The 19570-nt window shown below is 72.8% G+C and carries 20 protein-coding genes and 1 pseudogene; 14 read left to right on the forward strand and 7 right to left on the reverse strand.

Translation table 11 applies throughout. The features are described 5' to 3' along the window. The first annotated feature begins 30 nt into the window (after nt 1-30). Together RM445_RS22465 and RM445_RS22470 are read left to right on the forward strand one after the other, a co-directional pair. Entirely contained in the window at nt 31-501 is a 471-nt protein-coding gene (locus tag RM445_RS22465; protein WP_311558801.1) for a DUF2243 domain-containing protein, read from the forward strand. A 74-nt stretch (nt 502-575) separates the two neighbouring features. Continuing rightward, nucleotides 576-1190: pseudogene (locus RM445_RS22470) on the forward strand (cytochrome c oxidase assembly protein); the annotation flags it as partial. Nucleotides 1191-1246: 56 nt separating this feature from the next. Here RM445_RS22470 and RM445_RS22475 read toward each other — a convergent pair. The 3 genes from RM445_RS22475 to RM445_RS22485 form a co-directional block, all read right to left on the reverse strand. Beyond that, the gene (locus tag RM445_RS22475) at nt 1247-2086 is read right to left on the reverse strand and encodes an inositol monophosphatase family protein (RefSeq protein ID WP_311558802.1); all 840 of its coding nucleotides are present in this window, start codon (nt 2084-2086) and stop codon (nt 1247-1249) included. Nucleotides 2087-2108: 22 nt separating this feature from the next. Continuing rightward, nucleotides 2109-3161, reverse strand: coding sequence for an alpha/beta fold hydrolase (locus RM445_RS22480; protein ID WP_311558803.1), 1053 nt, complete (start codon nt 3159-3161; stop codon nt 2109-2111). A 157-nt stretch (nt 3162-3318) separates the two neighbouring features. After that, complete coding sequence (locus RM445_RS22485; RefSeq protein ID WP_311558823.1) at nt 3319-3654, reverse strand: LysR family transcriptional regulator substrate-binding protein; 336 nt, start codon at nt 3652-3654, stop codon at nt 3319-3321. Nucleotides 3655-3713: 59 nt separating this feature from the next. Here RM445_RS22485 and RM445_RS22490 point away from each other — a divergent pair, with 59 nt between their 5' ends. The 7 genes from RM445_RS22490 to idi all read left to right on the forward strand — a co-directional run bounded on the left by RM445_RS22490 (nt 3714) and on the right by idi (nt 8813). After that, the gene (locus RM445_RS22490) at nt 3714-4058 is read left to right on the forward strand and encodes a hypothetical protein (RefSeq protein WP_311558804.1); all 345 of its coding nucleotides are present in this window, start codon (nt 3714-3716) and stop codon (nt 4056-4058) included. Nucleotides 4059-4086: 28 nt separating this feature from the next. Then, a complete protein-coding gene (locus tag RM445_RS22495) occupies nt 4087-4875 on the forward strand; it encodes an SDR family NAD(P)-dependent oxidoreductase (RefSeq protein ID WP_311558805.1) in 789 nt (262 codons plus the stop codon). Nucleotides 4876-4902: 27 nt separating this feature from the next. Beyond that, nucleotides 4903-6096, forward strand: a complete 1194-nt coding sequence (locus RM445_RS22500) for a zinc-dependent alcohol dehydrogenase (protein WP_311558806.1) — start codon at nt 4903-4905, stop codon at nt 6094-6096. Nucleotides 6097-6171: 75 nt separating this feature from the next. Continuing rightward, the gene (locus RM445_RS22505; RefSeq protein WP_311558807.1) at nt 6172-6348 is read left to right on the forward strand and encodes a hypothetical protein; all 177 of its coding nucleotides are present in this window, start codon (nt 6172-6174) and stop codon (nt 6346-6348) included. 232 nt (nt 6349-6580) lie between these two features. Continuing rightward, nucleotides 6581-6904 (forward strand): hypothetical protein, encoded by a 324-nt coding sequence (locus RM445_RS22510; RefSeq protein WP_311558808.1) that lies wholly within the window; start codon nt 6581-6583, stop codon nt 6902-6904. A gap of 149 nt (nt 6905-7053) precedes the next feature. Then, nucleotides 7054-8139, forward strand: coding sequence for a hypothetical protein (locus RM445_RS22515; protein ID WP_311558809.1), 1086 nt, complete (start codon nt 7054-7056; stop codon nt 8137-8139). 89 nt (nt 8140-8228) lie between these two features. Continuing rightward, nucleotides 8229-8813, forward strand: a complete 585-nt coding sequence (gene idi / locus RM445_RS22520; protein ID WP_311558810.1) for an isopentenyl-diphosphate Delta-isomerase — start codon at nt 8229-8231, stop codon at nt 8811-8813. 83 nt (nt 8814-8896) lie between these two features. On the opposite strand, the gene RM445_RS22525 is transcribed toward idi, so the two are convergent. The 4 genes from RM445_RS22525 to RM445_RS22540 all read right to left on the reverse strand — a co-directional run bounded on the left by RM445_RS22525 (nt 8897) and on the right by RM445_RS22540 (nt 13353). Further along, nucleotides 8897-10102: a CynX/NimT family MFS transporter gene (locus RM445_RS22525; protein WP_311558811.1), complete on the reverse strand. Its 1206-nt coding sequence runs from the start codon at nt 10100-10102 to the stop codon at nt 8897-8899. Nucleotides 10103-10204: 102 nt separating this feature from the next. Continuing rightward, entirely contained in the window at nt 10205-11209 is a 1005-nt protein-coding gene (locus tag RM445_RS22530) for a Gfo/Idh/MocA family protein (protein WP_311558812.1), read from the reverse strand. After that, complete coding sequence (locus tag RM445_RS22535; RefSeq protein ID WP_311558813.1) at nt 11206-12096, reverse strand: sugar phosphate isomerase/epimerase family protein; 891 nt, start codon at nt 12094-12096, stop codon at nt 11206-11208. Before RM445_RS22535 ends, RM445_RS22530 begins: the two co-directional genes overlap by 4 nt. A gap of 96 nt (nt 12097-12192) precedes the next feature. Next, nucleotides 12193-13353 (reverse strand): ROK family protein, encoded by a 1161-nt coding sequence (locus tag RM445_RS22540; RefSeq protein WP_311558814.1) that lies wholly within the window; start codon nt 13351-13353, stop codon nt 12193-12195. 172 nt (nt 13354-13525) lie between these two features. Between RM445_RS22540 and RM445_RS22545 the strand changes: the two genes are divergently transcribed. From RM445_RS22545 to RM445_RS22565, 5 genes are all read left to right on the forward strand, one after another. Further along, nucleotides 13526-15088, forward strand: coding sequence for a sugar ABC transporter ATP-binding protein (locus tag RM445_RS22545; RefSeq protein ID WP_311558815.1), 1563 nt, complete (start codon nt 13526-13528; stop codon nt 15086-15088). A 119-nt stretch (nt 15089-15207) separates the two neighbouring features. Continuing rightward, nucleotides 15208-16140 (forward strand): ABC transporter permease, encoded by a 933-nt coding sequence (locus RM445_RS22550; RefSeq protein ID WP_311558824.1) that lies wholly within the window; start codon nt 15208-15210, stop codon nt 16138-16140. A gap of 45 nt (nt 16141-16185) precedes the next feature. Continuing rightward, a complete protein-coding gene (locus tag RM445_RS22555; protein WP_311558816.1) occupies nt 16186-17262 on the forward strand; it encodes a substrate-binding domain-containing protein in 1077 nt (358 codons plus the stop codon). Next, the gene (locus tag RM445_RS22560) at nt 17262-18476 is read left to right on the forward strand and encodes a Gfo/Idh/MocA family protein (protein ID WP_311558817.1); all 1215 of its coding nucleotides are present in this window, start codon (nt 17262-17264) and stop codon (nt 18474-18476) included. The genes RM445_RS22555 and RM445_RS22560 overlap by 1 nt, the downstream gene beginning before the upstream one ends. Then, nucleotides 18476-19570, forward strand: a 1095-nt coding sequence (locus RM445_RS22565) for a sugar phosphate isomerase/epimerase family protein (protein WP_311558818.1), incomplete at its 3' end; no start/stop codon positions are given. The genes RM445_RS22560 and RM445_RS22565, both read left to right, overlap by 1 nt.

Below are 19570 nucleotides of genomic sequence, written 5' to 3' on the forward strand. Positions count from 1 at the left end.
GATCCGGGAGGTTTCGGGTACGTCGCCGCCGTGACCGCACCGACCACCGACCAGGCTTCGCGAGCCGGCCGCACCCTCGCGGCCGGCGTCCTGCTGGGCCTGGGCACCGTGGCCTTCATCGACGAGACCGTGTTCCACCAGCTGCTGCACTGGCACCACTTCTACGACCGCTCGACCTCGGACGTCGGGCTCGTCTCCGACGGGCTGTTCCACGCGTTCAGCTGGTTCGCGACCGTCGCGGCCCTGTTCCTCGTCGCCGACCTGAGGCGGGATCACGCCTTCTGGGGACGGCGGTTCCTCGCAGGCTGGCTGGCCGGAGCCGGGTTCTTCCAGCTCTACGACGGCCTGGTGCAGCACAAGCTGTTCGGGCTGCACCAGATCCGCTACGGCGTCGACCTCGTGCCGTACGACGTCGCGTGGATCGTGATCGCGTCCGGGCTCCTGCTCGCCGGATTGGGGCTGATCGCCACGACCGGCCGGGCGGCACGGCAGCCGGCGTGACCCACCACGGCCCGGTCGCGCTGGTCGAGGCGGAGCTGTTGGCGGCCCTGCTGGTGGCGGCCGCTGTCGTCTACGTGGCGGCCTCCCGTGGGGTCGGGTGGCCTGCGGGGCGCACGGTGCGGTGGCTGCTGGGGATCGGGACCGCGGTGGCCGGCGTCGCCGTGTGGTCCCTCGGCGGCGCGCACGACCTGCGGCTGCACGTGGTGGGGCACCTGCTGCTGGGGATGGTCGCCCCGCTGCTGCTGGTGACGGCCGCGCCGATCACGCTCGCGCTGCGCGCCCTGCCACGCGAACACGCCCGCACTCTGGGCCGGCTGCTCCGCCGCCGGCCGTTGGCCGTGCTCACCCACCCGGCCGTCGCCGCACTGCTCGATGTCGGGGGCCTGTGGTTGATGTACCGGACCGCGCTGCTCTCCGAGGTGTCACCGCTGCTGCTGCAGGTGCACATGCTGCTGGCCGGATACCTGTTCGCCTTCGCGCTGATCGGCCCGGACCCGGCCCCGCACCGGCCCGGGCTCGTCGTGCGGGTCGGCGTACTCGTGGCGGCCGTGGCCGCGCACGACGTGCTCGCGAAGCTGCTCTACGCCGCACCGCCGCCGGGCGTACCGGTGGCACAAGCCGAGGCGGCGGGACTGCTCATGTACTACGGCGCGGCGCCGGTGCACGTCGCCTTGTTCGTCCTGCTCGGCCGCGAGTGGTTGGCCGGGCAGCGCCGAGCCCGGGCACGGGCGCGGCGGCTGCTGTCTCAGGAACCGGTACCGCGCAGCGCAGCAGCGGCGCCGAGCGCGTGCTCAGCCGCATTGCTGGTCGAGAACGCCTCCCACAGTCCGGGCGCCGCGGCGAGGATCAGGGCCGGGGAGGGGTGGCCGTCGATGCCGCCGAGGACGACGCCCGCTTCGCGGGCCAGCAACATCCCGGCGGCGACGTCCCAGATCTTGGTCCCGGCCAGCACCGCGCAGTCGAAGCGGCCGCAGGCGAGGTAGGCGAGATCCAGCGCGGAGGGGATGCGGCGGATGTCGCCGACCTCCGGCAGCAGTGCACCGATGACGCCCACCATGAGCTGCTTCGTCGCGGCGGACGGGTCGAAGCTGAGGCCGGCGATCGCCTCGCCGAGCCGGGTGCGGTCCGAGGCGGTGACCGCCACGCCGTCCAGGAACGCGCCCTCGCCCGAGATCGCACTGAAGGTCTCGCCGACGACGGGGTCGTGCACGACGGCCAGGGCGAGGTCGTCGTCGGTGGGGCCGTCCTGGAGCGCGATGCACACCGACCAGGGGCCTGCTGCCGCCAGGTAGTTGCGGGTGCCGTCGAGCGGGTCGACGATCCAGCGCCGCCCGCTCCTACCGGTCACGCCGCCACCCTCCTCACCGAGCACGCCGTCGTCCGGGAAGGCGGCGCGCAGACCCTCGACGATCAGGGCCTCGCTGGCGAGGTCGACGTGCGACACGAGGTCGTTGGCGTGGGCCTTGACCGTGTGCGCGGTGATGCCCGCCCGCTCGCGTACCTGCAGCTCGCCTGCCTGCCGGGCGAGGCGGACGGCCAGGTCGTGCGCCGTGTGGAGGTGGTTCGGCGAGCCGGGAGCAGCCACGCGCCCACCCTGGCACACGGCGTCAGCCCGTGGCACCCAGCCGGTCCAGGATGCGCGGCCACAGGTCACGGTGCGCCGCGCGCCCCACCAGCACGCCGACGTGTTGCAGCGCCACACCCACCTCGCCGGTGTAGTGCAGCAGCAGCTTGTCCGCCGACGCGGCCGCCTCGTGCACGGGCACGACCGACGACGGCGGGATGACCGCGCTGCGCGGGGCGAAGACCGTGGTCAACGGTGCGGTCAGCGTGGCGGGACCGACCCGTTCGCCGGCGATCTCCAGCGTGCCGCGGGCGAAGGCGTCGTCGCGGTACAGCTGCTCGACGACGTCGCGGAACAGGGCGCCGGGCATGCGGAACTCGTCGGACGCCCAGCGCAACACGCGCAGGTGCGTGCGCAGCGCCGCGGGGTCCCTCAGGCTGCGCAGCAGGTCGATGCGCGGCTCGGCGGCGAACTCTCGGGGCGACGCCGCCGCGCTCACCACGTCGAGGAAGGCGCCGGGTACCCCGCCCCGGGCGAGATGGTCCACCACCGCAGGGGATGTGGCGGCGATGAACGGCGCGAACCGCCCGGCGAGGGCGCCGAACTGCAGCGGTGCCTCGAGCACGGCGAGCGCGGACACCCGCTCCGGCCGGCGGGCGGCGAGGACCGCCGCGAGGGTGCCGCCCAGTGAGTGGCCCGCCACGGCGGCCGTCGCTGAACCGGTCTGCTCGGTCACGGTGTCCAGGCAGGCCACCAGCAGCGTGTCGGCGTAGTGAGCGAGGCCGGCGTCGGCGTCGGCGGGCTGGTCGGCCCATTCCACGAGGAACGGACGCAGGCCGCGACGCCGCGCGTGCTCCACGACGCTGACCTGTGGCTCGAGATCCCAGAGGTACGACCGCTTGATCGGCGCCGGCACCAGCAGGACGGGGTTCCCGTCGCCGGCGTAGGTGTGCAGGCGCACCCCGGGTGCCACGTCGACGACCGTCGACGCCGTGGTGCGTGGGCCCAGCCCGGCCGCCGCCAGCGCCCGCCCCCTGCGCCGCCGCGCAGCGTCGAGGGCCTCCAGCGTCGCCTTCGCGGGATCGAACGTGGTCACGCCTCCAGTGTGCGCGAGTCCGTGTGTTCATCAGCGCGAGTCCGTGTGTTCTTCAGCGCGAATGTGGCATCACGCCCGGCCGAAGTGACGGACTCGCGCTGTGGAAGTGACGGACTCGCGCTGTCGAAGTGACGGACTCGCGGATCGCTCGGGTGCGTCACAGGTGGGGGAGGAGGGCGAGGAAGGCGCGGGCGGCGGGAGCGGAGGGCTCGGGACGGCGGTGGACCAGGCTCACCGGGTGGCGGGCCCCGGGGTCGTCGAGGGGCACCGCGGCGACGTCCCCGTTTCCGACCTGTCCCGCGGCGGTGGACGCCGGCACGACAGCCACGCCCAGACCCAGCCCGACGTAGCGCACCACCGCATCCGACGTGTCGAGGGCGAAGGCGACGCCGCGGTGCACGCCGGCTCGGGTGAAGGCCGCGTCGACCTGGGTGCGCAGGCCCGACTCGGCCCGCATCTCGACGAAGTCGGCGCCGTCGACCAGCTCGGCCAGACCGACCTCGGCTGCTGAACGCCCGGCTCGTCAGGCGGTACCCGGTCCACCGGATCCTCGTGGTCGGGCTGCTCGGCTCGACCGTCGCGGCGGTGCTGCTGCTGGTGACCGTCGCCGCCGGTGCCGGGCTGGTCGCCGTGCTCGTGCCGCTGTTCGTCGTGGTCGCCAGCCGCGGCCTGGTGTCCGCCAACGCGACCGTGCTCGGCATCGAGCGGTCGTCCGCGGCCGGATCGGCTTCGGCCGTCCTGGGTGCGTTGATGTTCGCGGGCGGTGTGCTGGTCACCCCGCTGCTCGCGGCGGGCGGGGAGGGTACGGCGCTGCCGATGGCCGCAGTCGTCGCGGGCGGTGCGGTGGCCGCGCTGCTGGCGACCGTGCTCCTGGCCCGGCCGGCGGCCAAGGCGTAGTCGCCCGATCGGTGGGTATGCCGCCTGCATGACCGACCGCTCACTCGCCCTCGTCACCGGTGCCTCCAGCGGCATCGGTTTGGAGCTGGCGCGCCAGTTCGCCGACAACGGCTTCGATCTGATCGTCAACGCGGAGGACGCCGGCCTCGCCGCCGCCGCGCAGCAATTGCGCAGTGCCGGCGCGACGGTGCACGAGGTGCAGGCGGACCTGCGCGACGAGCACGGTGTGAACGCGGTGTGGTCCGCGGTGTCCGCGACCGGCCGCCCGCTGGCCGCCGCCGCGCTCAACGCCGGTGTCGGGCAGGGCGGGGCGTTCCTCGACACCGACATCGCCGACGAGCAGGAGATCATCGACACCAACATCAGCTCCACCGTGCGCCTCGCGAAGCTCGTGCTGCGCGACATGAACGGCCGCGGCGAGGGCCGGGTGCTGATCACCTCGTCGATCGCCTCGACGATGCCGGGCAGCTTCCAGTCCGTCTACAACGCGTCCAAGTCGTTCCTGCAGTCGTTCGCGGAGGCCTTGCAGGAGGAACTCAAGGACAGCGGGGTCACGATCACCTCGTTGATGCCCGGCCCGACCGAGACCAACTTCTTCCACCGCGCCGACATGGACGACACCAAGGTGGGGGCGTCGAGCAAGGACAGCCCCGAGCAGGTCGCGAAGCAGGGCTTCGAGGCGCTCATGAAGGGCGACAAGAAGATCGTCGCCGGCGGGCTCGGCACCAAGGCGCAGGGGATGGCGGCCAAGGTGCTGCCGGACTCGGTCAAGGGTGCCATGCACCGGCAGATGGCCGAGCCCGGCTCCGCCGAATAGTCCTGGGCACGAGTAAGGGGAACTTCGATGAGAGCACTCACCTGGCACGGCAAGCGGGACGTCCGCGTCGACACCGTGCCCGACCCGACGATCCAGGACCCGACGGATGTGATCGTCGAGGTCACCTCGACCGGCATCTGCGGGTCGGACCTGCACCTCTACGAGTTGTTCGGGCCTTTCCTCGGCGAGGGCGACATCCTCGGCCACGAGCCGATGGGCGTCGTCGCCGAGGTCGGGTCCGGTGTCACCGAGCTCAAGGTCGGCGACCGCGTGGTCGTGCCGTTCAACGTCTCGTGCGGCACCTGTTTCATGTGCGGCCAGGGGCTGCACAGCCAGTGCGAGACGACGCAGGTGCACGAGTACGGCACCGGCGCCTCGCTGTTCGGCTACACCAAGCTCTACGGGCAGGTCCCGGGTGGACAGGCCGAGTACCTGCGGGTGCCGTTCGGCAACACACTGCCGATCAAGGTGCCGGACGGGCCGCCGGACGACCGGTTCGTCTACCTGTCGGACGTGCTGCCCACCGCTTGGCAGGCCGTGCAGTACGCGGGTGTCCGGCCCGGCGGCTCCCTGGCCGTGCTGGGCCTCGGGCCGATCGGCGACATGGCCACGCGCATCGCGAAGCACCTCGGCGTCGAGACGGTGATCGGCATCGACCTCGTGCCCGAGCGCCTGGAGCGTGCGCGGAAGAACGACGTCCAGACGATCGACCTGCGCCAGCACGGCAAGGACCTCGGCGACGTCGTCCGCGGGCTGACCGGTGGTCGTGGCCCCGACGCCGTGATCGACGCGGTCGGCATGGAGGCGCACGGCTCGCCGGTGGGGAAGGCGGCCCACCAGCTCGTGGGCCTGCTGCCCGACGTCGTGGCCAACCCGCTCATGCGCCACGCGGGCGTCGACCGGCTGAACGCGCTCTACTCGGCGATCGACATGGTGCGGCGAGGCGGCACGATCTCCTTGTCGGGCGTCTACGGCGGCTCGGCGGACCCCCTGCCGCTGTTCCAGTTGTTCGACAAGCAGGTGCAGTTGCGGATGGGGCAGGCGAACGTGCACCGGTGGGCGCCCGACATCCTGCCGCTGCTCACCGACGCCGACCCTCTGGGCGTCGATGACTTCGCCACCCACCGGCTGCCGCTGGCCGCCGCACCGGAGGCCTACGCGACGTTCCAGAAGAAGCAGGACGGCATGATCAAGACGCTGATCCAGCCGAAGTTGGGATAGCTCCGGGTTAGGAAGGCGAGTGCCGGGAATCCCGCATCGAAGCGGTCCGACGTGGGGCCGCAGGAGGAGGGCAGGATGTCAGAGCAGATATCCGACCGGACCGACCCCGACGACGCGGCGAGCGACGCCGCTGCTGCGGGATCGACCGACGAGCCCGCGGGCAACCTGACGGTCGAGGACGACCCGCAGGGCACCACGGATCCGGCCGACCTGGCCGGGACGGGTGGCCCGCAGGACGACGGCGTCGAGTAGCGCCCTCGCTCGGCTGAGGTGACCTCGAGCGGGTCACGGGTGGGTACGCGACCCCACCCGTGACCCGCTCACCCGTCTCAGGTGCCCCGAGTGCCTGCGCGAGTCCCTCCGTCGGGAGGTGCGAACCACCGGAAGTGACAAGACGCAGCAGGGTTCGTCAGGTTGCGCGACATCACCCGATCGGATGGGTGCCCGGATGGATCACTGCCGACAGAGCGGGTATCTCGGATTCGTGAGCAGCGCCGACGTCCCCCGTGGCCGCCACCGTCTCGTCGAGCCGGTGCGCCGGCCCTCGCTCCTACCGCGGTCGGCCGGCGTCGTCGCCGCGACCGTCGGAGCCGTTCTGGCGCTCGGCGCCCAGTCGAACTCGTCGGTGCCTGCGCCCCGCCCGCATCCCGACGCACCGGAACGCGCGGCGTCGGCGCTCGAGCCGGTGATCCCGGCTCCCCGCGAAGAAGAGGCTGCACGGTTCCGGTCGCACGCGGGACCCGTGACGGGAGCGTCCGTCGCCGGGGCGCACCTGCAGGCGACCGTCCGCCTCGGATCCAGCTTCTGACATATCCGAGGACAGCCCGCTCGTCGCCCCCTGTCGCCCCTCTGTCGGGTGATATCAGGAGTTTCGCAACGCGATGTCGTGCCTGTCGTTACGCCGCGTGAGAGTCGGAGGACAGAGGGTCGCCGACGGTGGACGCGCGGAGTGGTGAAATGGCGAGCCATCGTCGCGGACTGCGGCCGTCCCAGTGGCCGGTCCGGGACCTGCTCGGTCCGGACGTGGCACCGGGCCGGCTGTGGGACGCGCGGATCGGCGCCGCACTGGCGGGGCTGCTGGCGTGCGGCGCGGCGGTGACCGTCGTGCTCACCTCGGGCGACCAGGCGGTGTCGGACCAACCTGCCGAAGCGCTCGGCCCCGGACCGCAGGCGGGCCCGCTGCCCGAAACCGTCGTTCCGGCACCCTCCGTTCCGGTGCCGCAGGTTCCCGCAGTGCAGGTTCCGCCACCGGCGATCGCCCTACCGCAGCTCGTCCCGGCGCCGGCCGTCACCGTCCCGCGGATCACGCCACCGCGGTCGGCGCGTCCGCACCCTGCGGCGCCGCCGCGGATGCGCCAGGGATCGACGGGGTCGACGGGGTGGGCGTCCCGTTCGAAGGAGCAGACGCTCGCGGAACAGGTCGCCAGCGCCATCGAACACCGAGAGGATCGGCCCGCACGGCACCGTGCGGATGTCGGGCGGCTCCGGGTACCGACCCCGCGACCGGCCGACGCGGCCGCGTTGCTGGACCTGGCCTGCGCGGACGAGGACCGGGGTGAGGGGCGCCGGTCCGGCGGACGGCACCGTGCTCCGGACAGCGAGGTCGAGCACCACGTCGCCCGGCACGATCACTCCCATCGGGACCATCACTCCCATCGGGACCATGACGACCGGGACCACCGCGAGCGTGACCGTGCCGACCACGAGCACGACCACGACCGCGAGGACGGGCACGGCGCGCATGACCACGACGACCACCGGTCGGGGTGGTCGTGGTTCGAGACGGCTGACGACGACGACCGGCCCGAATGGTCGTGGTTCGAGACGGACCGGGATTCGGACGAGGACGACGGTCCCAGGACCGGTGCGCACGGGGACGAGCGGAACGACGAGGTCGACGAGGTCGACGAGGTCGACGAGGTCGACGAGGTCGACGAGGTCGACGAGGACACCGTCGCCGACCGGGACGACGCCGAGGAACGCGACGACGCGAGCGAGGACGACGCCACCGAGGACGCGGAGGGCGTGGCCGACTTCGAGTGACAGGCGACCGGGGTACGCCTTCGGCGCGCCGGGCCGGGGTCCGTCTGGGACGCTGGTCTTGATCCCCCGCACTCCTGAAAGGACCGCCGGTGACCACCAGCAACCTCCGCGAGGAATCCGTCCGCGAAGAGGTGGTGCTCGTCGACGACGAGGGTCGGCCCGTCGGTGTCGCCGACAAGGCGACCGTCCACGGCCCCACCACGCCGCGCCACCTCGCGTTCTCCTGCTACGGCTTCGACGCCGCCGGTCGCCTGCTGGTCACCCGCCGCGCGCCGGACAAGCGCGCTTTCCCGCTGGTGTGGACCGGCACGTGCTGCGGCCACCCGGCACCCGGCGAGGACATCGCCGCCGCGGTGCACCGCCGCCTGTGCGACGAGTTGGGCGTCGAAGCCCGCGACCTGACGTTGCTGCTGCCGGACTTCTCCTACCGCGCCTCCGACGGCGCCGTCGAGGAGAACGAGTTGTGCCCCGTCTACGTCTGTCGGCTCGAGGGCGATCCGGAGCCGGCGCCCGATGAGGTGGCCGAGTGGGTGTGGTGGGACTGGGACGCGTTCCTCGCCGCCGCCGAGGCTCCGGACAGCGTGCTGTCACCCTGGGCGCGCCTGCAGGCCCCCCTGCTCGACCCCCTGCTCGACACCGCCCTCCCCGGCCTGCCGCGGCGCCGCACCGCGTAGCTCGGCCCACCACGCGCGAGTTGCGCGTTCGTGCACGCGAGTCTTGCGCTGGTGTACACGAGTCTTGCGTTCGAGTACGTCGTTCAGCCCCGTACCGTGCGGTTCCGCCCCGCGAGCGCCCCGGACACCGCCTGCGGCACGATCAGCGCCAGCAGCAGCACCAGTGGGCCCGTCCACGAGCCGGTGGCGTCGTGCAGGAGCCCGACGAGCAGCGGCCCGAAGGCGCACAGCGTGTAGCCGATGCTCTGGGCCATCGCTGACACCCGCGCCGTGTCGGCCACCCGCTCGGTCCGTAGCACGAACAGGTTGAGGCCCAGCGCGAAGCAGGCGCCTTGACCGGCGCCGATCAGCCCGACCCACAGGTACGGCGCCGCCATCGGTGCCAGCAGCACCCCCAGCAGCCCGATGCCGATCACTGCGGTGGCGCCGATGGCGTACCCGACCTGACGGGTGGCCCGGTTGGCCAGTGCCGGCAGGACGAGCGACACGGGGATCTGCACGAGTCCGGAGAACGACAACAGGAAACCTGCGACGGCGGGTGTGGCGCCGAAGTCGCGGTACATCGACGGCAGCCAGCCCAACATCGCGTAGAACGACAGCGACTGGAGGCCGAAGAAGACGGTCAGCTGCCACGCCAGCGGGTCGCGCACCAGCGAACGCCCCGCTGCAGGCGACGCGGGTGGACGTGTGTGGCCGCGCATCCGCGGCACCCACACGAGCGCAGCGACGGCTGCGGGCACTGCCCATGCCCCCAGCGCGCCCCGCCACCCCAGGTCCGTCGCATCGGCCAGCGGCACCGCGAGCCCGGCCGCCACAGCGGCGGCCCCGCTGACGGCCATGGTGTAGACGCCCATCATCAGACCGCTACGGTCGGGGAAGTCGCGCTTGATCAGCGGGGGCAGCAGGACGTTGCCGATCGCGATCGCGCCGCCGGCCACGACCGTGCCGAGGAACAGCACCGGTGGTCCGTCCAGCACCCGGACGAGAGCTGCCGCCGCCAGCGCCGCCATCACCCCGGCCAGCACGGGCTCGATGCCGAACCGGCGCGCCAGCCGCGGAGCGACAGTCGCGAGCAGGCCAAAGCACACCACCGGCAGGGTGGTCAGCACGGCTGCACCGGCGCCCGAGAGCGGCAGGCCGGCACGCAGCTCGGGCAGCACCGGCCCGACCCCGGCGACGGCGGGCCGCAGGTTGATCGCGACGAGGACCACGGACAGCGCCAGCAACACCGAGGGCAGCCCCACGGTCGCCGTGCCCTGCCCGTCGGAACCGAGATGCTGTCCTGTCACCGCTCAGTCATACCCGAACGCCGTCGGTCCGTCCGTATCGAGACGCCGGCTGGGTGTGCCGGATCGCAAGACTCGCGTGCCGGAACGCAGGACTCGCGGGGGTCAGGTGACCGGGGCGGTGCGCGGGCGGGGGGCGAGGCCGGCCGCGCGGTACACCTCGTCCACCAGCTCCATGTTGGCGACCGCGTCGTCCGCGTCCGTCAGCACGGGGGAGCCGTCGCGCAAGTGCGCGGCCAGCGCCTCGAGCTGGTAGGTGTACGACGAGCGGCGCCCCAGCTCCTCGACCCGGGTCCCGTCCGGGCCGGTCACCTCGAGCGTGTCGCCTAGGTGCGGACGGACGAACTCCGGCGCGTACGCCTCCCCGCGCGACCCCGTCAGCCGGTAGCTGAAGTCGTACTCCGCCCCGTTCATCCCGCTCCGCAGCGTCGCCGGGATCCCGCCGGGGAGTTCGAGGTCGGCGTCGAGCCAGGCGTCGACGCCGGGGTCGCGCTCCCCGGCCCGGGCACCGAGCAACCGGGGCGCGCCACCGAGCGCGCCGCTCAGCATCCGCAGCGCGTGGACCGCGTAGCAGCCGACGTCCATCAGCCCGCCGCCCGCGAGGTCGAGCTGCCAGCGGGGGTCGTCGTCACCCGGCGGCGGCATGACCATGTGGACCTCGACGGCGCGCACCTCGCCCAGCTCCCCGGACGTGGCCAGCTCCAGCAGCCGGGCGTGCAGGGGGTGGTACGGGTAGTGGAAGCCTTCCATGACCGTCTTGCCGGCTTTCTCGGCCACGTCGCGGACCTCGCGGGCCTCCTCGGCGTTGCTCGCCGACGGCTTCTCGGTCAGCACGTGTTTCCCCGCCTGCACGGCCGCCTGGTTCCACGGCCCGTGCAGCGCGTTCGCGAGCGGGTTGTAGACGACCTCGATCTCGGGGTCGTCCAGCAGCGCCGCGTAGGAGTCGGCGACCCGCTCGACGCCGTGCCGTGCCGCGAACGCCGCGGCGCGCGACCGGTCGCGGGCGGCGACGGCCACGAGCCGGTCGCCGGTGGTCCGCGCCGGTCCGATCAGCGAGAGCTCGGTGATCCGGGCCGCGCCGAGGATGCCGACCCGGAGCGGCTCCGTCACGCCCCGCCCTTCGCGAACAACCCGCGCAGGTACTCGACGCTCGTGCGGACGTCGCCCACCGGACCCTCGCCCGACGGGTCGCCGGGCAGGATCGTGTCCTGCTCCAGGACGTACCAGCCGTCGTAACCGTGGCCCTCCAGGTAGCCCACGATCGCCGCGACGTCGACGTCGCCCGACCCCAGCGGCCGGTACATGCCCTCGCGGACAGCCTCGGTGTAGGTCAGCTCGCCGTCCTGCACGCGCCGCGCGAAGCGGTTGTCGACGTCCTTCATGTGCGTGTGCGCGATCCGATCGGGCACCTGGCGGGTCAGCTCCGCCGGGTCCGTGCCGCCGATCAGCAGGTGTCCCGTGTCCAGGCACAGGGCGATGCCGGAGCCGTCGAGCACTCGTCGCACGTCGTCGGGGTTCTCGACCATGGTCCCGACGTGCGGGTGCAGCACGGCCTGGATCCCGCGGTCCGCGGCGAGCGAAGCCAGCCGGTCCAGGTTTCCCAGCAGCGTCGCCCAGCCCTCGTCGTCCAGGACGGGACGCGAGTCGTAGCCGGTCAGCCCGCTGTCGGCGGAGAGCACGAGCGTCTTCGCCCCCGCGCCGACGAACCCGTCGAGCACCCGGTCGACCGCCGGTGCCGGGTCGTGTCCGGGCACGTGCAGCACCACCGGGACGAACCCGCCGACGGCCTGCAGGTCGTGCTCGGCGAGCGTGCCGGCGAGCTTCGCCGGATCGGCGGGCAGGAAACCGTCGGGGCCGACCTCCGTGGCCGAGAGACCGACCTCGCGCATCTCCGTCAGCACCCGCTGGGGGGAGAGCTGGTGCCCCCAGCCGGGGACCTCGCAGACACCCCACGAGATCGGCGCTCCGGCGATCCGCTGTTCCGGTTGACGTGCCACCGGGTCTCCTCCCGCACCTGCGCCGGCCCTCCGTCGGCCGAGCGTCGCGGGCCGAGCCTGCTGGCCGTCGCAGGCGACGTCAAGCGGAGCGGGGCCTCAACCGCCGGCCTCCATCAGAGTGCCGATCCCACCCGCCGAGAGCACGCGCTCGATCCCCAGCACGGCGGCTCCCGCGACCCCCGCGAACTCGCCCAGCACGCTGTTGGCCAGCACGAGGTTGCGCGTCGCGAGCGGTAGCGCCCGCTGGTAGACGACGCTGCGGATCCCTGCGAGGAGGTCGTCGCTCGCCGCCGCGACCGATCCGCCGATGGTCACCCGCGCGGGGTTGTAGAAGTGCACGAGCGTGGCCACGACCTCGCCGATCAGCTCGGCCGCCTCCCGGACCAGCCGGAGCACCGTCGGGTCGCCGCGGGCCACGAGAGCACGGACCTCGGCGACGCTCGCTTCCGCGGCGCCCTCGGCGCCGAGTCGACGGGCGATCGCGCCGGCCGACGCCAGAGCCTCGATGCACCCGACGTTGCCGCACACGCACCGCACGTCCGAGCCGCCGCGCACCCGGATGTGCCCGATGTCGCCCGCCGCACCGTCGACGCCGTGGTGCAGCTCCCCGGCGCTCGTGATCAGCCCGCCGCCGATCCCGGTGCCGACCTTCACGAACAGCAGCGGTACCTGGTCCGCGGGCAGCGCACGCGCCTCGCCGAGAGCGCGCAGGTTGACGTCGTTCTCCAGCAGGACCGGGCAGCCGAACGTGCGGCGCAGGCGCGCGGCGACGGGGTAGGCGTGCCAGCCGGGCATGATCGGCGGGCGTACCGGTACGCCGTGCTGGCCGTCGACGGGTCCCGGCACTCCGATCACCACCGCCCGCGCCGGAGCGCCGCCCGATGCTCGCGCCTGCAGTGCACGCAGCTGCGACTCGACGGCGGCGAGCACCGCGTCGGGTCCTTCGGCGACGTCGATGTCGATGTGCACGTGGGCGCGCAGCGTCTGGCTGAGGTCGACGACGGCCAGGTGCGCACCGTGCGCACCGAGGTCGGCCACCAGCACGTGCCCGCCGCGCGGGGACAGCGCGAGCCGGTCCGCGGGGCGGCCGCGTCCCGGGGTCGGACGCGTGCCGACGACCCGGAGCACGCCGCGGTCGAGCAGTTCGTCGACGCCGCTGCTCACCGTCGTGCGGGCGAGGCCGGCCGCCTGCACGAGGTCCGCCTTGCTGACCGCGGCACCGGACGCGACGAGTCGGGCCAGCGTGCTGAGGGTCACCGGACCGTCGAGGCGAGCCGAGAGGACGGGTGCGCTCAACCGCAACTGGGGCAGCGGCGACGGCTCCGTATTTCGACTGTCAAATGACACGAAAAGTCATTATTCGGTTGTTGTACGGCACTGGTCAACACTCCTAGGTTTCGTGCACGTTCCCGCACGACGAGGTGGAGGCATGGCCGAGCCCGAGCGCTCCGAGCTGGACCCGACGGTGTCCGATCTCCCGACGCCGCTGCTGCAGATGCGCGGCATCGTCAAGGAGTTCCCCGGTGTCCGCGCCCTCGACGAGGTCGACCTCGACGTCGCGGCGGGCGAGGTGCACTGCCTGCTCGGCCAGAACGGAGCGGGCAAGTCGACTTTGATCAAGGTCCTCGCCGGCGCGCACCGCCCGGACTCGGGTGAGATCCGCTGGGCAGGCAGCCCGATCGTGTTCGGCTCGCCGCACGACGCCGACGCGGCCGGCATCGCCACGATCCACCAGGAGCTCGACCTCGTGCCCGGGCTGTCGGTGGCGGAGAACATCGTCCTGGGCCACGAGCCGGGCAGGTTCGGGTTCAGCAGCCCGCGGTCCGCGGAGAACGCGGCGCGGGCGCTCCTGCGGCGGCTGGGCCACCCCGAGATCCCGCCCCGGCGCGAGCTGGGCCGGTTGTCGGCGGCGGGCCAGCAGATCGTCAGCATGGCGCGGGCGCTGTCCCGCGACGCGCGGCTGATCGTCATGGACGAGCCGTCGGCGGTGCTCGACGCCGACGAGGTCGACAACCTGTTCCGCGTGGTCCGCGAGCTGACGGCGGACGGCGTCGCGGTCGTCTACATCTCGCACCGCCTCGAGGAGATCCGCCGCATCGGCGACCGGGTCACGGTCCTCAAGGACGGCCGGACCGTCGCCCGCAACCTCCCCGCACCGCAGACCCCGACGGCCGAGGTCATCCGCCTGATGACCGGCCGGGCCATCGAGTACGTCTTCCCCGACCGCGGGCCGACGCCCACCGGAGACGTGGTCCTCGAGGTCGACGGCCTCGGCCGGCGCGGCGAGTTCGCCGACGTGTCGTTCACCGTGCGCGCCGGCGAGGTCGTCGGACTGGCCGGGCTGGTGGGTTCGGGGCGGTCGGAGATCCTCGAGACGGTCTACGGGGCGCGTCGCCCGACCACGGGCACCGTCCGGGTCCGGGGGAAGAAGCTGCCGGGTGGGTCGGTGCCTGCGGCGGTGCGGGCCGGGATGGGGCTGGCGCCCGAGGAGCGCAAGAGCCAGGGCCTCCTCATGAACGAGCCGGTGTACCGCAACGTCTCGCTCCCGGCCTTGGGCCGCTTCGCCCGGGCCGGTTTCCTGCAGGGTGGGGCGGAGCTCGCGGCCGCCGCCGAGGTCACGGCGCAGCTCGACGTGCGCCCGCCCGACCCGACGCGCCCGGTACGCACGCTGTCGGGCGGCAACCAGCAGAAGGTGGTGCTCGCGCGCTGGCTGCTGGAGGAGTGCTCCGTGCTGCTGCTCGACGAACCCACCCGGGGCGTCGACGTCGGGGCGCGCAGCGAGATCTACGCACTGATCCGCAGGCTCGCGGCACGCGGGGTGGCCGTACTCATGGTGTCGAGCGAGGTGCCGGAGGTGCTCGGCCTGGCCGACCGCGTGCTGGTCGTGCGGGAGGGGCAGGTCGTGCGCGAGGCGCCGGCGACCGAGCTGGACGAGGGGCGGGTGCTCGACCTCGTCATGGAGGGCCGAGACCGGGAAGGGAGTCACCTGTGACCGGCAACGACAGGGGGGCGGAGACGGTGGTGACCCCGCCGGTGCCACCCGCCGCCGAGCAGGGCCGCGTGGAGACGGCGGCGGCGCGGGCGGACCGCCCGTCCGCCCTCGCCCGCGCCCTGGACACCGGCGCGGGGCGCAACCTCGGCCTCGTCGCCGTGCTCGTCGTGCTCGTTGTCATCGGGGTCTCGACCGCCGATACGTTCGCGACGACGAGCAACCTGCTCACGATCCTGACCTCGGCCTCGATCATTGGTGTGATCACCGTCGGGGTCACGGTCGTGATCATCGGCGGGGGCATCGACCTGTCGGTCGGCAAGGTCATGGCGCTGGCGTCGGTCTGGGCGACGACACTGGCGACCCAGGCCTACGGACCTGTGGTCATGGTGTTCTGCGCGCTCGCGGTCGGCGCCGGGTGCGGGCTCGTCAGCGGGACCCTCATCGCCTACGGCCGCATCGTCCCGTTCATCGCGACGCTGGCGATGCTCATCTCCGCGCAGGGGCTCGCCGAGCGGATCTCGGGCAAGCGCAGCCAGATCGTCACCGACCCGACCATCGCGGCGATCGCGACCACCCGGGTGCTCGGCATCCCGCTGCTGGTCTACATCTTCGCGGCCGTGGTCGCGGTCGGCTGGGTCCTGCTCAACCGCACGACGTTCGGGCGGCGGACCTTCGCGATCGGCGGCAACCCGGAGGCGGCCCGGCTCGCCGGCCTGCACGTGCGACGGCACACCCTGCTGCTCTACGTGATCTCCGGACTCTGCTGCGGGATCGCGGCGATCATGATCGCGTCGCTGACGACGACGGGGTCCAGCACGCACGGCACGCTCTACGAGCTCGACGCGATCGCCGCGGTGATCATCGGCGGGACCCTGCTGACCGGCGGCCGCGGCACGCTGATCGGCTCCATCCTCGGCGTGCTCGTGTTCACCACGATCACCAACCTGTTCATCCTCAACAACCTGGCGACCGAGGTCCAGAACATCGCCAAGGGCCTGATCATCGTGGCTGCCGTGCTGTTCCAGAGCCGCGCCCGCCGCGCGGACACGTAAACACCCCCCGACTCCACCTGACCCCCGAGTACAAGGAGGGCGACGATGCCCGATCTCCCCGAACCCGTCCGCTCCCTCGGCCGCCGCGGCTTCCTCGCCGGAGCGGTCGCGGTCGGCGCCGGTGCCGCGCTGGCGGCGTGCACGAGCAACACGCCGCCACCCGCTGCGGCACCGGCGGCCGGAGGTCCCACCGCCGGCGGTGCGGCCCCGGCTGCGCCGGGCCGGCCGGTCACGATCGGCTTCTCCGCGCCCGCGGCCGACCACGGCTGGATCGCCGCGATCGCGGCGGACGCCCAGGCCCAGGCCGGCAAGTTCCCTGACGTGACGTTCGCGCCGGTGAACCCCACCAACGACATCACCCAGCAGATCGCCGCGATCGACACCCTGATCAACCAGAAGGTCAACGCGTTGGTGATCCTGCCCAACGACGGCAGCCAGCTGACGTCGCAGGGCACCAAGGCGATGCAGGCCGGGATCCCGGTGGTCAACCTGGACCGGGTCTTCGACTCGCCCCTGGCCTACCGGACGTGGATCGGCGGCGACAACTACGGCATGGGCGTCAGTGCCGGCAACTACATCGGCACCCAGCTCAAGCAGCGCAACGTCGCGAACCCGATCATCGGGGAGATCGCCGGCATCGACAGTCTGCCGCTCACCCAGGAGCGCAGCCGCGGGTTCAAGGACGCGCTGGCGACGTACGGGTTCTCGGTCGGACCGCGCCAGGCCGCCGACTTCACGGCGCAGGGCGGGCAGCGCGTGACCGCGAACCTGCTGCAGGCCGCGCCCCGCCTCGACGCCGTGTGGAACCACGACGACGACCAGGGCATCGGCGTGCTCGCCGCGATCCAGCAGGCCGGCCGGAGCGAGTTCTTCATGGTCGGCGGCGCCGGGTCGGCCAACGCGATGCGCGCCATCCAGGCCGACAACACCGTGCTCAAGGCGACCGTGACCTACCCGCCGACGATGGCGGGCTCCGCGGTGGCCCTGGCCCGTCTCATCGCACAGGGCCGCGGGATGAGCGATCTGGTGGAGCAGGAGGTGCCCGCGTCGATCACGCTGGCGTCGGCCACGGTGACCAAGGAGAACGTGGCGCAGTACCTGCCGCTGGGCTTCGAGTCCTGATGAGCACTCCCCGGGGGATCCAGCTGGGCGTCGGCATGGTCGGCTACGCCTTCATGGGCGCGGCGCACTCCCAGGCGTGGCGGACGGCCGGGCGGTTCTTCGACCTCCCGCTCCAGCCGGACCTGACCGTGCTCTGCGGCCGCGACGCGGCGAAGGCCGGCGCCGCGGCGGAGAAGCTGGGGTGGCGGTCGGTCGAGACCGACTGGCGTGCTCTGCTCACCCGCGACGACGTGGCGCTGGTCGACGTCTGCTCGCCCGGCGACACGCATGCCGAGATCGCGATCGCGGCGTTGGAGGCCGGCAAGCACGTGCTGTGCGAGAAGCCGCTGGCGAACACCGTCGACGAGGCGCGCGCGATGGTCGCCGCTGCGGAGAAGGCGGCGACCCAGGGCGTGCGCAGCATGGTCGGCTACAGCTACCGGCGCGTTCCGGCGGTGGCGCTGGCCCGGCGGCTCGTCGAGCAGGGCCGGATCGGCGAGATCCGGCACGTCCGCGCGCAGTACATGCAGGACTGGATCGTCGATCCCGAGTTCCCGCTGGTGTGGCGGCTGCAGCGGAGCGCGGCGGGGTCGGGGGCCCTCGGCGACATCGGCGCGCACATCGTCGACATGGCGCAGTACCTCACCGGTGACGTGCTCACCGGGGTCTCGGCGCTGACCGAGACCTTCATCCGGGAACGGCCCCTGCCTGCCAAGATCGAGGGGCCCGCAGCGTCGAGCGGGCTCGCCGCCTCGGGGACCGCCGAGAAGGGGACCGTGGACGTCGACGACGCGGCCCTGTTCCTGGGCCGCTTCGCCGAGGGCGCGGTGGCGTCGTTCGAGGCCACCCGCTTCGCGACGGGGCGCAAGAACGCGCTGCGGATCGAGCTCAACGGCAGCCGCGGGTCGCTCGCGTTCGACCAGGAGCGGATGAACGAGCTGGAGTTCTACGACGGCCGCAGTGCCGATGACGGAGGGGACCCCGACACCGCCGGGTTCCGCCGCATCCTCGTCACGGAGCCGACCCACCCGTACGTCGGGGCGTGGTGGCCACCGGGGCACCTGCTCGGTTACGAGCACGCGTTCACCCACCAGGTCGTCGACCTGGTCCGGGACATCGGGGAGGGCCGCGACCCGGTGCCGTCGTTCGCGGACGGGTTGCGGGTGCAGCTCGTGCTCGACGCCGTGGAGAAGTCGGCGTCGTCCGGAAGCTGGCAGAAAGTGGCGGAGGAGTAATGGCGCGACCGATCACCTTGTTCACCGGCCAGTGGGCCGACCTGCCGTTCGAGGAGGTCGCACGGCTCGCGGGGGAGTGGGGCTACGACGGGCTGGAGATCGCCTGCTGGGGCGACCACTTCGACCCGTGGGCTGCGGTGGAGGACGACGCCTACGTCCGCGGCCGCCGCGACATCCTGGAGAAGCACGGTCTGCAGGTCTTCGCGATCTCCAACCACCTCACCGGCCAGGCGGTCTGCGACGACCCGATCGACGAGCGTCACCAGGGAATCCTGCCCGCGCGCGTGTGGGGCGACGGCGAGCCCGAGGGTGTGCGGCAGCGCGCGGCCGAGGCCATGCAGGTGACGGCCCGCGCCGCTGCGGCGCTGGGCGTGGACACGGTCGTCGGCTTCACCGGGTCGAAGATCTGGAAGACGGTGGCGATGTTCCCGCCGGTGCCCGAGTCGATGATCGACGACGGCTACCGCGACTTCGCCGACCGGTGGAACCCGATCCTCGACGTGTTCGACGAGGTCGGCGTCCGGTTCGCGCACGAGGTGCACCCGAGCGAGATCGCCTACGACTACTGGACGGCCGTGCGGGCGCTGGAGGCCGTCGGCCGGCGGGAGGCGTTCGGGCTGAACTGGGACCCGAGCCACTTCGTGTGGCAGGACCTCGACCCCGTCGGATTCCTGTGGGACTTCCGCGACCGGATCTACCACGTCGACTGCAAGGACGCGAAGCGTCAGGTCGGCAACGGCCGCAACGGCCGCATGGGCTCGCACCTGCCGTGGGCCGATCCGCGCCGGGGCTGGGACTTCGTCTCGACGGGGCACGGCGACGTGCCGTGGGAGGCGTGCTTCCGGATGCTCAACACGATCGGGTACGACGGCCCGATCTCCGTCGAGTGGGAGGACGCCGGGATGGACCGGCTGGTCGGCGCCCCCGATGCGCTGGCGTTCGTCCGGCGGACGGCGTTCGACCCGCCCGCCGCGGCGGTCCGCAGTGCGGGGGTTCGCAGCGACGTCGTCGACGCGGTGGAGGAGGCGTTCCGGACGACGGAGGCCGCAGGCCACGGCGACGAGGACATGGCGGCCGTCGTCCACGCCTTCCGC

This window comes from Pseudonocardia charpentierae (genome assembly GCF_031845345.1).
Classification (GTDB): Bacteria; Actinomycetota; Actinomycetes; order Mycobacteriales; family Pseudonocardiaceae; genus Pseudonocardia; species Pseudonocardia charpentierae.

Bases quoted from the DNA above. Each gene is read 5' to 3' on its own strand.
- RM445_RS22495 (WP_311558805.1), top strand. From the start codon at position 4,087: ATGACCGACCGCTCACTCGCCCTCGTCACCGGTGCCTCCAGCGGCATC.
- RM445_RS22500 (WP_311558806.1), top strand. From the start codon at position 4,903: ATGAGAGCACTCACCTGGCACGGCAAGCGGGACGTCCGCGTCGACACC.
- RM445_RS22505 (WP_311558807.1), top strand. From the start codon at position 6,172: ATGTCAGAGCAGATATCCGACCGGACCGACCCCGACGACGCGGCGAGC.
- RM445_RS22515 (WP_311558809.1), top strand. From the start codon at position 7,054: ATGGCGAGCCATCGTCGCGGACTGCGGCCGTCCCAGTGGCCGGTCCGG.
- RM445_RS22545 (WP_311558815.1), top strand. From the start codon at position 13,526: ATGGCCGAGCCCGAGCGCTCCGAGCTGGACCCGACGGTGTCCGATCTC.
- RM445_RS22555 (WP_311558816.1), top strand. From the start codon at position 16,186: ATGCCCGATCTCCCCGAACCCGTCCGCTCCCTCGGCCGCCGCGGCTTC.
- RM445_RS22560 (WP_311558817.1), top strand. From the start codon at position 17,262: ATGAGCACTCCCCGGGGGATCCAGCTGGGCGTCGGCATGGTCGGCTAC.